The organism is Pseudomonas koreensis (assembly GCF_036668835.1).
GTDB classification, from domain to species: domain Bacteria; phylum Pseudomonadota; class Gammaproteobacteria; order Pseudomonadales; family Pseudomonadaceae; genus Aquipseudomonas; species Aquipseudomonas koreensis_I.
On sequence record NZ_JAZEVW010000001.1, the window covers coordinates 121802 to 134032 of the forward strand.

Annotated in this window: 7 protein-coding genes; all 7 read right to left on the minus strand. The window is 60.7% G+C overall.

Going from position 1 to position 12231, the window contains the following annotated elements; genetic code table 11:
* Nucleotides 1–92: 92 nt before the first annotated feature.
* Nucleotides 93–1268 (minus strand): EAL domain-containing response regulator, encoded by a 1176-nt coding sequence (locus V6F91_RS00580; protein ID WP_332761549.1) that lies wholly within the window; start codon nt 1266–1268, stop codon nt 93–95.
* Between the two features lie 113 nt (nt 1269–1381).
* Nucleotides 1382–2404, minus strand: coding sequence for a fimbrial protein (locus tag V6F91_RS00585; RefSeq protein ID WP_332761551.1), 1023 nt, complete (start codon nt 2402–2404; stop codon nt 1382–1384).
* Nucleotides 2401–3135 (minus strand): molecular chaperone, encoded by a 735-nt coding sequence (locus V6F91_RS00590; RefSeq protein ID WP_332761553.1) that lies wholly within the window; start codon nt 3133–3135, stop codon nt 2401–2403. The genes V6F91_RS00585 and V6F91_RS00590 overlap by 4 nt, the downstream gene beginning before the upstream one ends.
* A gap of 29 nt (nt 3136–3164) precedes the next feature.
* Entirely contained in the window at nt 3165–5579 is a 2415-nt protein-coding gene (locus V6F91_RS00595; RefSeq protein WP_332761554.1) for a fimbria/pilus outer membrane usher protein, read from the minus strand.
* Between the two features lie 114 nt (nt 5580–5693).
* The gene (locus V6F91_RS00600) at nt 5694–6227 is read right to left on the minus strand and encodes a fimbrial protein (RefSeq protein WP_332761555.1); all 534 of its coding nucleotides are present in this window, start codon (nt 6225–6227) and stop codon (nt 5694–5696) included.
* A gap of 1300 nt (nt 6228–7527) precedes the next feature.
* Complete coding sequence (gene mgtA, locus V6F91_RS00605) at nt 7528–10227, minus strand: magnesium-translocating P-type ATPase (RefSeq protein WP_332761556.1); 2700 nt, start codon at nt 10225–10227, stop codon at nt 7528–7530.
* 559 nt (nt 10228–10786) lie between these two features.
* Nucleotides 10787–12121 (minus strand): lysine N(6)-hydroxylase/L-ornithine N(5)-oxygenase family protein, encoded by a 1335-nt coding sequence (locus tag V6F91_RS00610; protein ID WP_332761557.1) that lies wholly within the window; start codon nt 12119–12121, stop codon nt 10787–10789.
* Between the last annotated feature and the right edge of the window lie 110 nt (nt 12122–12231).

Consider the following 12231-nt stretch of genomic DNA (forward strand, 5'->3'; position numbering starts at 1 on the left):
GACGATCCGCGTGTCGAAAATACACGAGCGCCACTGGAGTGTAGGAAATTTCTTGGACAACACTTAAAAAATGTACAAGATCAGCACAACGCCTAGGGCGCTTCGAGCCATTTGAGCAGGTCATGCCCGTTCATCGGCCGCGCCAGGTAATACCCCTGACCCATTTCGCATTCCAGCTCCAGCAAACGCTCGAGCACCTTCGGCCCGCTGACGCCTTCGATCACCAGGTCCATGCCCAGCGAACGGGCCATGACCCGGGTACTGGCGACCATTGCGCGGTTACGCTGGCGGTCGAGGTTCTGCACGAAGCGTCCGTCGAGTTTGATCTGGGTAAACGGCAACTGGCACAGCAGTTTCAGCGAGGAAAAACCCACGCCGAAGTCATCCACCGCCAAGCCGCAGCCCAGCAGGCGCAAGCGCAGCAGGTTTTCCTGGAGCCCGCAGGGACAGTCGAGCAAACCGTTTTCCGCCACCTCGAACATCAGCACCGAGCCCTTGAAAGCATGCTGCTCGAGCGTCTGCTTGATGTGCTCGACCAAGGCGCAGTCGTTGAGTTGGGATGCGTGCAGGTTGAATGACAGCTCCAGCGCAACGCCACGACGGCGCAGAATGCCCAGCAGGCTCAAGCCCTGTTCGAGCAGGTGTTTGAACATCTGGTCGATCAGGTCGTAGGCCAGCACCGCCGCGAGAAAATCGCAGGGCAACAGCGTGCCACGGGCCGGATGCTCCCAGCGCACCAAGGCCTCGACCCCGCTGACCTCGCCACTGTGCAGTTTGAATTGCGGCTGGAACCAGGCGCGGAACTCACCCAGGGCGAGGCCACGACGCACTTCGTCCTCGCTGGGCAACGTTGTATTCAACGGTTCCAGGGTTGGCACCGAGCGGCCGCGGCTGTAGCGCTGCAACAGCCGGTTCAGCGCGCGCAACTGAATCGGCCGGTTAAGCACGCCGAGCAACTGCAGACCCGCCAGCGAGGCCATCTGCCCGAGGGTGCGACTCAGGTCCGGCGACAATTCGCTGCACAGCACCACCGCGCGCACCATGCCGCTGTGGCTGGCCATACGCAGGAACTCCAGGCAATCGAGGCCACGATCGGTCAGGTCGCAGAGAACGATATCGACCCCGCCCTGCAGGTGCATCTGCACCATCGCCTGCTCGGCATCCGGCGCGTGCAACACATCGGGGACTGTCAGGCGATGCAGCATCCTGACCAGCACGTTGCGGGTAAATTCATGATTTTCCAGCACCAGAATTCGTGGAAAGGCCATTGTCCTGTCATCACTCAATCGACCCGGGGAACGGGATATTGGCCTGCAACGGCCGGGATGAACGAAGGACTTATCCTGCGTCCGTGTAGGAAATTTCCCAGCGAGAGCCGCCGTCAGTAGTACACGATCTGCACCACCATGATCGCCTCGAACCGGCCGACCTCGGGATCGCCAAGCGATACCAGCGAAGCGCTGAACGGCACGTCGATATGGCTGACGTCCGCGGGAAAATTCGCCAGTGCAAACGGCTCGTTGACCTGCACCAGGTTATTGCGCGCATCGCGTACCTGAATGCCGAACTGGCTGTCCGCCGCCGGCAGAATGTTGTACAGGCCCTGTTGATTGGCGGTGACCAGCGTCGCGCCGATGTTGATGGCGCTGCTGCACTTCTTCTCCAGTGCAAGGCTGAAGGGTTTGCTCGGGTTGGGCGGGGAAAACCCCGTGGGGGTTTTCTGCACCACGCCGAAATCGACGATGCCCGGTTCAGGCGTGACCGTGACGTCGACCGTACAGGCGGTGCCGACGATGTTCTGCAAGCCGCTCAAGCGAAAGCGAAAGTTGCCGTCCGGGTTGCTCGGCCCGCCGTTGAGGCCGTAGAGGCCGTCGAACTGGAACACATCGTAAGTGTCTTGTGAGGGCCGTTGCAGCGGCAGCAAACCGCGTTTGCGGATCACCACCTGAAAGGCAATCGTCGGGGTGACTTTCGAACAGGCGAGCATGTCGGCTTCGCTAACGGCATCTGGGCAACCGGGCGACGTAAAACCGCTGTTCACGCCCTGCGTCGGGTTGGAACTCCAGTCGCCGTCCCACGCCGTTACACCGCGATAGACCAGGCCGAATTCGATGCCCCATGGCGTCGCATTGAGCCCGGCCGGGTTGCCGTAAAAGTAGATCGGATCGTCCTCGGCACGGTGCTGGTCGAGCTTCTTCCAGCACTCGGCCGTAACCACATGGGTTTTCGAGCGCCAGATGATCGTGCCGTCCGGCACCGTATCGGGCACCGACACCGGGCCGATGTATTCGCTCAGACTGTCGCTGCCGTCCATGGCTTTGCAGATCATCGCCGAGGCGAACTGCGACACCGTCAGCAGGCTCGCCGCGAGGACCAGGCGGCTCAGAGCGCGCCACGGCTTCATGGCTTGACGCCCTGACAGAGGTTCGCCGCGCAATTGAACAAGGTGTCGGTCTGACCGCCGAAATCGTTCATGTTCGACACCCGCAACGTGGTGAACGCGGTGTTGCTCAAGGCGATCCGAGCGCTGCCGCGTGGGGCGATCATCACCGTGTCGATCGGCATTTTGGTTTTTTCCGGGCCGGTGAGCAGACCGACCACGGTGATGTGAAATGGCGTCGGGTTATCGACGATCAGCTGTTTCGCCGCCGGGTCGATTTTCAACGTCAAGCCCAGGGCAAAGTCCTCGCCGCGCTCGCGTTTCACCGCGGCCGGGCGGTAGAACAATTTGATTTTCGACTGCAGCGCAATCTGCATCGAATTGACCGCCTGGGTTTTCGGCGGGATCTCGCGGATGTTCAGGTAGAACACCGATTCGCGATCGGTCGGTAGCGCCAGCTCGGGCAATTTGACGATGCGCAGCACGCTGCTTTCATTCGGTTCGATGCGCTGCAACGGTGGCAAGACCATGAACGGCGAGGTGACTTTCACGCCGCTCTCGTTTTCGATCCACGACTGCACGATGAACGGCAACTGCGGGTTCTTGTTGCTGACCGTAACGCTGACCGAGGGCGCGCTCTCTTCGAACACCACGCGGGTGCGATCCGGCACCACCGCGGCGCTGGCGAGGATGGGCAGGCACAGGCTGCCTGCGAGTAACAGACGTTGAGCAATAGACAAAGTTGAACGGGACATGCTGACTCCGGATTCGTTGAGTGACGCAATTACAGACACTGAGCGGGCGTGGCGACGTTGGTCAGCACGTCCTGCTCAGGGAGTTTGGCCAGACTGCATTGGCCGGCGTCATCCCAACGCGCTACCAGTTCAGCCCCTGCCTTGATGCCCAACAGATAAGTGACGCCCGCCTCACCGACGATGCCCACCTCCTTGTTGGTGTTCTTGTCTTGCACCGAGGCGCCGAACGGCACCGGTTTACCGTCGCGGCGGCTCAACACAACGAACGCGTTGTGGCCCTGCCCCGTGGAAAAATTTACATAGCCGATGGCGCCCTCGGTCAGCGCCAGGCGCTGGATCGGGTTGGAGACTTCGGTGTTGAGCGGCAGCTTTTCGACATTGACCCGCGCTTCGTAGGCCTGAAACGACGGCAAGCCATCCATCACTGCGTAACCGTCGCGGTTGGTGCGGGTCTGGCCGCTGAAGGCCACGTCCGGCACGCCGTCAGTGGACACCAGCAGGCGCGTGTCGCCGTTGCTGCCATTGCCGTGGGCCGAGACGCCATAGCGAGTGGCAACCAGCGAACTGTCGACTTCCCCGGTCAACGAGCGGTAAGTGCTGCCATCGGTGGACGCCGAGACGTTGGCGCGGTAGCTCGACGCACGTTTTCCGACATAGGCGTTGACGTAGCGGTTGTCGCCGACGCCGCCGTACACCTGATAGTTCATGCCTTCGCCATCGTCATGGCTGTAGCCGACACTGCCCGAGGAGCCACCCGATCCCGAGCGCTGCACGTTGCTTGAGAGCATCGAGTTGCCGCCCAGTGGTACGGTCACGCCGAGGTAGATCTGCGAGTCGTTCTGCCGGCTGTTCTGGGTCTGGTAGGCGGAAACGTTGACGTTGATGTTCTTGACGTTGCCCAGCGAGAAACTGCGCGCGACGGTCAGGCCAAAACGATCGGCCGCCGGCGCATCCCAATAGGTCGAATGGTCGTAGGAAAAACTCGTCGACAGCCAGGGAAAATGCTTGGCCACCGTCACCGAATAGCGTTGCTTGCCGGAGTTCAGCGCGTAGGAATCGACGTCACCGACAAACTGCGAAAAGTTGGTGAAAGTCTTGTCGGAAAAGCGATAGCCCAGAAAGCGCAGGTCGGTGCCGATCGCGTCGAAGCGCTTGGAATAGTTGATCCGGTAGGAGTTGCCGACCACGGTTTTATCGCTCCAGCGCAATTTGGCGCGGGAGGTGGTGACGTCGCCAGAGAGCGCGCCGAACACGCCGAGGTCCTTGCCGATACCGAACGCATTCGACTGGTACCCCGAGGCGGCGAGCAGACCGCCGTACAGCGTCCAGTCACGGGCCAGACCGTAAGCGGCTTCCGAAGCGATGAACTGCGGCTCGGAGCCGCCATTGCCAGTCAGGCGTGGCTGGCCGGCGGAGACCTTGTAACGCAACTCGCCTTCGCGCGACAGAAACGGCACGGCGGCGGTGGCGACAGTGAAGGTTTGCTCGGTGCCGTCCTCTTCACGCACGGTCACGTCCAGCGTGCCCTGGACGCTGCTGTTGAGGTCCTGCAGGCTGAACGCGCCGGGCGTCACCGTGGTCGAGTACAACACGCGGCCCTGCTGCGACACCGTGACCGTGGCGTTGGTGCGTGCCACACCGCTGATCAGCGGCGCGTAACCGCGCAGGTTCGGCGGCAACATGCGGTCATCGCTGCTCAGCGTCGCGCCACGCAGAGCGAACGTATCGAACACGTCGGAGTTCAGGTAATCCTCACCGACCGACAGCTTCGAACGGATCGAAGGCAATGCACGATAGGCGTACAAGCGGTTCAACTGGAACGCCTCGCCGTGCAGATTCTGGCTCTGGCTGCCCGACTCCTGACGCGCCTGATAATCGGCGCGGATGCGCCAGGCATCGAGGTTGACGCCGGCGGTGCCGTAACTCTGCAACGACCGTGAATCGCCGGACGGGCCAGTGCTTTCACGGCTGTTGGCGATCACGCGGTAATCAAGCAACGCACCGTTGAGCCCGTCACTCCAGGCGGCGGGCGGGATGTAGCTGGGGTCGTCGTATTCGAACGTCGCCTGCGGCAGGCTGATCGACAAACGCCCCAGATTTTTCAAGTATTTGATCGCGGCGTTGTCGATGCCGCGCAGGTCCACGCATTGACCGTCCGCGAGACGCGGCAGGTTTTTCATCAATTCAGGCTTGAGACCGAAGGTTGCCACCAGCTCCTCGGGCAAGCAGGCGAAGCTTTCATCGGCCTTGTCGCCGGCCATGAACTCAATCGTGCGCGAGCCGAAATAACGCTGATTCACGCTGATATCGAGCAAGTAACGGCCCGGCACGGTGTATTGCGCATGGGCAAACTGTCCGAGGCTGATATCGTCGTTTTTATCGATATTCAGAAACTCCGAATTGAACTCAACGGCGCTTGAATAGCGCGCACAGGAGATCAACACGCAGGACACGAAAAGTGTTCGGCCGTACACGGGAATGAGCCTTTATCAGAACTTTGACGGAAAAGAAAAAAGGGGCTTTCACCCCTTTTCCTTACAACCCGCGAGGGTGGCGGATCAGTTGTAGGCCACGGTGAAGTTGGCCACGCTGTCGGCTTCACCGGTGGTGACGGTGGCCGCGGTGGCTTCGTACATGGCGGCGAAGGTCACGGTGTTGTTGCCGTCCTGCAGCACCACCGGCGCGACCTGCTCTTTGCCGTTGTCGAGCATTTCGCCGGCGCTGGCCTGCAGACGGATGCCGACGTTCTGCGCCAGACCGGTGGTGGCGAACAACGCTGGAACGGCTGGGTCCTGCACACCGCTGAAGGTGAAACGGGCGTTCTTCTGGGTGGTGGTGTCACAGTCGGTCAGGACGATGTCGAACTTGACCGGAGTCGAGCGGCTGCCGACAGCGGTGAACTGGTTCGACGGCACCTGACCCAGGGAAACGGTCTGGTCCAGCGAGTTGGCGTCGATACCGCAGGCGCCGGAAACGATTTCACCGATGAAACGCACGGTGCCCGGGTTGCCGGTAGCCGGCGTCGCCGCGTTGGCGAAAGAAGCAAGACCCATGACAACGGTAGCAGCGGTAACAGCGACGAGCTTTTTCATGTTTTACATCTCTTGGGATAGTTATGTGTTCGGCCCAGCGGCCGGGCTTTCCCGAGCATTGATGCGCTTGACGGTGCAACGGCTGGCTTCCCCGTTTTCCGGCGGTTCCTTGCCGGACTGGCCAGTTGCCGGTTGCCTGGTCGTGTTCGCGCATCGAGTGATCGGGACGCCGGGCATCTCTGCTCCGGAACGCATAGTGGTCGAGCCCCAAGGTGGAAAATGTAAGTTCTTTCTTGCTGCTGTGTAGGACAATTCTCAGCGCTGCATTCGCTTCCTTTGTGGGAGCGAGCCTGCTCGCGATGGTTTTTTGTTCCGTGTACATATCCGTTGCTGCGGTCACGGCCGCTTAGGGTTCCGCACTTACGGCGGGTAACCTTTTTCAAACGCCAAAAAGGTAACCCAAAAGGCTTGCTCCTACGTACGGCCCTCGCAAGCTCGGGTCCCTTCGCTGCGGGACCGCTCCGGGCGCAGCGGCTACGGTTTGCTGCGCTGCACCTCCTTCCGCTGTGTCTGGCTGCGCCAGACGGTCGCTGCGCTCCCACCCCCGGATCAATCCCTCCACTCAGCCTCCCGACGTCGCCGGTGAGGCAAGATCAAAAGCAGGCGAGCTGACACTCGGCCTGATGATTGCACCGCTCTTGTGTGGATCTGCTCGCGATGGCTTTGTTTCAGGCGGTGTTTTTAGTACATGTTCGACACTGCAATAACTGCCGCTTGGGGTTGCGCCTTCACGGAGGACTGAAAATCAAAAGCAACGTCAAAAGCCCCTCACCCTAGCCCTCTCCCGGAGGGAGAGGGGACTGACCGGGGTGTTTGGGCGAGGTACGCCACCTGAGATACCGAGTCGAACACAAAATTTGAAAAGCCCAAAGATCGGCTCCCTCTCCCTCGGGAGAGGGCTGGGGTGAGGGGCGAATACACCACAGATCCAAAGCCACCCCCCCGCTTCTAACCACTCAACAATGAGCGTTAGCTCGAGTGCCCTTGATCTTGATCTTGCCTAACCAGCGACATCGGAAGGCTGAGCGCAGGGATTGATCCGGGCGTGGGAGCGCAGCGACCGTCTGGCGCAGCCAGACACAGCGCAAGGAGGTGCAGCGAAGCAAACCGTAGCCGCTGCGCCCGGATCGGTCCCGGAGCGAAGGGACCCCGAGCTCGCGAGGGGCCGGACGCAGGAGCAAGCCTTTTTGGGTACTTTTTCGGCGTCTGGAAAAAGTGCCTCGCCGTAAGGGCGAAACCCTAAGAAGCCGTTACAGCAGCAACGGATATGTACCCAAAAAACCAACACAGCACTGAACAATCATTGCCAGCCAAACCGCCGAACATAAAAGCCCTTCACAGCCTGAGTCAGCCCCATATACGCCAGCAAAATCACCGGCAAAAACACAAAGTACAACGACGGCAGCGCCTGCAACTTGAAGTAATGCGCCAACGGCCCCATCGGCAGAAAAATCCCGACCGCCATGATAATCCCGGTCATCACCAGCAGCGGCATCGCAGCACGGCTTTGCAAAAACGGAATCTTCGGCGTGCGAATCATGTGCACGATCAGCGTCTGGGTCAGCAGCCCGACCACAAACCAGCCAGACTGAAACAGGGTCTGGTGATCCGGCGTGTTGGCATCGAACACGTACCACATCAGCGCGAACGTGGTGATGTCGAAAATCGAACTGATCGGGCCAAAAAACAACATGAACCGCCCAACGTCACCTGGCTGCCAGCGCTGCGGTTGTTTGAGCATCTCCTCATCGACGTTATCGAACGGAATGGCAATCTGCGAAATGTCGTAAAGCAGGTTTTGCACCAGCAGGTGCATCGGCAGCATCGGCAGGAACGGAATGAACGCACTGGCCACGAGCACCGAGAACACGTTGCCGAAGTTGGAGCTGGCGGTCATCTTGATGTACTTGAGCATGTTGGCGAAGGTGCGCCGCCCTTCGAGCACGCCCTCCTCCAGCACGATCAGGCTTTTTTCCAGAAGAATGATGTCGGCTGCTTCCTTGGCGATGTCCACAGCGCTGTCGACGGAAATCCCGATATCGGCAGTGCGCAGCGCCGGCGCATCGTTGATGCCGTCACCCATGAAGCCGACCACATGGCCGTTGCCTTTGAGGAGGCGCACGATGCGTTCCTTGTGCGACGGCGTCAGTCTGGCGAAGACGTTGGTCTGCTCCACCGCTACGGCCAGTTCGGCATCGCTCATGCGCTCGATATCGTTGCCCATCAGCAGGCCTTGCTGAGCGAGGCCGACTTCGCGGCAGATCTTCGCGGTCACCCGTTCGTTGTCACCGGTCAGCACTTTCACCGCCACGCCATGTGCGGCCAGAGCCTTGAGCGCTGGCGCCGTACTTTCCTTGGGTGGATCGAGGAACGCCACATAACCGATCAGCGTCAGGTTCTGTTCATCGGCAAGGCTGTAGACGTCGCGACCTTCTGGCATTGAGCGAGCCGCCACCGCCACCACGCGCAAGCCTTCAGCGTTGAACGCTGCAGTGACCTGACGAATCCGGCTCAGCAGCTCATCGCTCAAGGCTTCATCCAATTCGCCGTGGCGCACCCGGCTGCACACCGCCAACACCTCCTCCACTGCGCCTTTGCAGATCAATTGATGTGGCTGGCCACGGCCTTCGACCACCACCGACATGCGCCGGCGATTGAAGTCGAACGGGATTTCATCGACCTTGCGAAACGTTGTGCCGACTTTCAATTCTCGGCGGATTTCCACGTGCTCCAGCACCGCCACGTCGAGCAGGTTTTTCAGGCCGGTCTGGTAGTAGCTGTTGAGGTAGGCCATTTCCAGCACGTCGTCGGAGTCTTCGCCCCAGACGTCGACATTGCGCGCGAGGAATATCTTGTCCTGGGTCAGGGTGCCGGTCTTGTCGGTGCACAGCACGTCCATGGCGCCGAAGTTCTGGATCGCGTCGAGGCGCTTGACGATGACTTTCTTGCGCGACAGAAATACCGCGCCTTTGGCCAGGGTCGAGGTGACGATCATCGGCAGCATTTCCGGGGTCAGGCCGACCGCGATCGACAGTGCGAACAGCAGCGCTTCGGTCCAGTCGCCTTTGGTGAAGCCGTTGATGAACAGCACCAGCGGCGCCATGACGAACATGAAGCGGATCAACAACCAACTGACCTTGTTGACCCCTTGCTGGAACGAGGTCACCGCCCGATCAGTCGCCCCGACCCGCTGCGCCAGCGCGCCGAAACAGGTGTGGTTGCCGGTGGTGAGGATCACCGCCACGGCAGTGCCGGACACGACGTTGGTGCCCATGAACAGAATGTTGTCCAGCTCCAACGGATTGCGCGTATCACGGTCGACCTGGCGCGGGAATTTTTCCACCGGCATCGATTCACCGGTCATCGCCGCCTGGCTGACGAACAAATCCTTGGCGCTGAGCACCCGGCAATCGGCGGGAATCATGTCGCCTGCCGACAGCACGATCAGTTCGCCCGGCACCAGTTGCCTGATCGGCAATTCGCGGCGCGGCGCTTCACGGCGCAGCACCGTGGCGGTGTTGCTGACCATGGCCTTGAGCGCGTCGGCGGCCTGGTTGGATTTGCTTTCCTGCCAGAAGCGCAGCAGCGTCGACAGCACCACCATGGAAAAAATCACCACGGCGGCCTTCAAGTCTTCGGTCAGCCACGAGATCAGCGCCAACAAGGTCAGCAGCAGGTTGAACGGGTTTTTGTAGCAGTGCCACAAGTGCGTCCACCCTGGCAGCGGTTGCTCGTGCTCGACTTCGTTGAGGCCGTGTTGCGCGCGCAGTGCGTCGACGTCAACATCGCGCAGGCCTTCGCAATGGCTGCCTAGCGATGACAACAATTCGCTGCTGTCGCAATACGCGGCAGCGGCCAGCGTGCTGGCCAGGCTCGGTGGGACTTCACGGCTGACCGTGCTGTCGTTGAGCGATTCCAGCAGCGCCAGACGACGGAAGTGCCGGGCGATGTGGCGGTTGCGCAGGAAGCCTGCGAAAAATTCCTTGAGCGTGAGTTTCATGGCTGTTGCCCCTGTGGTCAGCCGGGAAACCGTCAAGCAGGTACGAGCGCACCGCAGCCGCCGGAAAAACCGGCACGGCAAGGCGTGGCGCGCCGGTCAAAAAGACAGGCGTGTCGATAGGGCTGCGATCACGACGGTGCAGTCGTAATCACGCTCTGTTCAGCGTCGATGAGAGGGACGTCAAGGCATGCCCTGGACGGGCCATGCACGGGATGCCGCTGCTCGCTGTTACGGCGAGACAACGGCAGGGAAAGGCTGCGCGTTATCTTGCCGAGCATCTGCCGGTTACCGAGACCGGCCGACAACTGTCACTCGAACAAGTACCCACTGTGGGTCTCCGCTATTGATGAAAACGCGTGGAGCTTACGCCCCGGATATGTCGGGAGTAAACGGCGAAAGGAAGGGATGTAAGGGATGTTCAGGAAGGGTTCAGGATTCAAATTCTGAAGTGTCTGCCACGCCGCCTTCGCGAGCAGGCTCGCTCCCACAATGGCTCTGTACACAGGGCAAATGTGGGAGCGAGCCTGCTCGCGAAAGCGCTGTATCAGGCAATACCGATTCAGCTGGCCGTCGCCAACAGCAGATCCGCCACCGAGCGCTGCCCACGGTGTCTGCCATGCTCATACAGCGAACCGGCGATTTCATCCGCGCGGATCGGCAGCACCGACAGCAAGGTGTCGCTCAGGCCATGGCTGGCCTGGCAAAAGCCCTGCATGTAGATGCCGGCCTTGCAGCGCTCGTCGGTGATCAGCTTGTAATTGCGGTCAACCTCGAACTCGCCCAGATACTCTTCCAGCGGCGCCAACAGTTTGCGATGCATCTGCCGCTCGTAACCGGTGGCCAGCACCACCGCATCGTAATGCCGCACGGTGACTTCGCCGGTGGCGTTGTTGCGCACCGCCAGTTCGACACCGTTGCCAGTCGCGGTGGCGCTCTCGACGGTGGTCAGGGTGCGGAAGGCATGCCGGGCGATCCCGGAAACCTTCTGGCGATAGAAGATGCCGTAGATGCGTTCGATCAGGTCGATGTCGACCACCGAATAGTTGGTGTTGTGATACTCGTTGACCAGACGCTCGCGCTCGGCGCTGTTCTGCTGGAACACCAGGTCGGTGAATTCCGGCGAAAACACTTCGTTGACGAACGGGCTGTCGTCCGCCGGCTTCAACGCCGAGCCGCGCAGGATCATGTCGACCTGCACCGAAGGGAATGAATCATTGAGATCGATGAACGCTTCCGCCGCGCTCTGCCCGCCCCCAATGATGGCGATGCTCATCGGCTGGTTGTTGACGCACGGTTGTCTGGCCATTTGCGACAGGTACTGCGAGTGGTGGAAAACCCGGCGATCGCCCTTCAGCGCCTTGAACGCCTCGGGAATACGCGGGGTACCGCCGGCACTGACCACCACCGAACGCGTGGTGCGCACAAATTGCTGGCCGTCGCTGCCCCGGGAAATTACCCGCAACGCTTCAACCTGCTGGTTGTGCAGCACCGGTTCGATGGTCAGCACCTCTTCGCCATAACGGCTCTGCGCGGTGAACTGCCCGGCGACCCAGCGCAGGTAGTCGTTGTACTCCATTCGGCATGGGTAGAAGGTGCCGAGGTTAATGAAATCGACCAGACGGCCGTGATACTTCAGGTAGTTGACGAACGAATAGGGACTGGTCGGATTGCGCAGGGTCACCAGGTCCTTGAGGAAGGAAATCTGCAATTCGCTCTGGGTCGACAGGGTGTTGCCGTGCCAGCTGTAATCGGCCTGCTTGTCGAGGAACAGCACATCCAGCTCGCCGTGGGTCGGGCCGCGCTCTTGCAGAGCGATGGCCAGCGCCAGGTTCGAAGGGCCGAAACCGACGCCGATCAGGTCGTGAACGATGGGCGATGCAATTGCCTGAGTCATTTCCAGTGTCCTCTGGATGAACCCCTCAACAAGGGGCAAGGAGAGCCTAAGTGACCCGACTGGCCTTGAGCAGGACAGCAGGTCGTCTGTTGAGTAGGAACGAGGACAGG

Bases quoted from the DNA above. Each gene is read 5' to 3' on its own strand.
- mgtA (WP_332761556.1), bottom strand. From the start codon at position 10,227: ATGAAACTCACGCTCAAGGAATTTTTCGCAGGCTTCCTGCGCAACCGC.
- V6F91_RS00580 (WP_332761549.1), bottom strand. From the start codon at position 1,268: ATGGCCTTTCCACGAATTCTGGTGCTGGAAAATCATGAATTTACCCGC.
- V6F91_RS00590 (WP_332761553.1), bottom strand. From the start codon at position 3,135: ATGTCCCGTTCAACTTTGTCTATTGCTCAACGTCTGTTACTCGCAGGC.
- V6F91_RS00585 (WP_332761551.1), bottom strand. From the start codon at position 2,404: ATGAAGCCGTGGCGCGCTCTGAGCCGCCTGGTCCTCGCGGCGAGCCTG.
- V6F91_RS00610 (WP_332761557.1), bottom strand. From the start codon at position 12,121: ATGACTCAGGCAATTGCATCGCCCATCGTTCACGACCTGATCGGCGTC.
- V6F91_RS00600 (WP_332761555.1), bottom strand. From the start codon at position 6,227: ATGAAAAAGCTCGTCGCTGTTACCGCTGCTACCGTTGTCATGGGTCTT.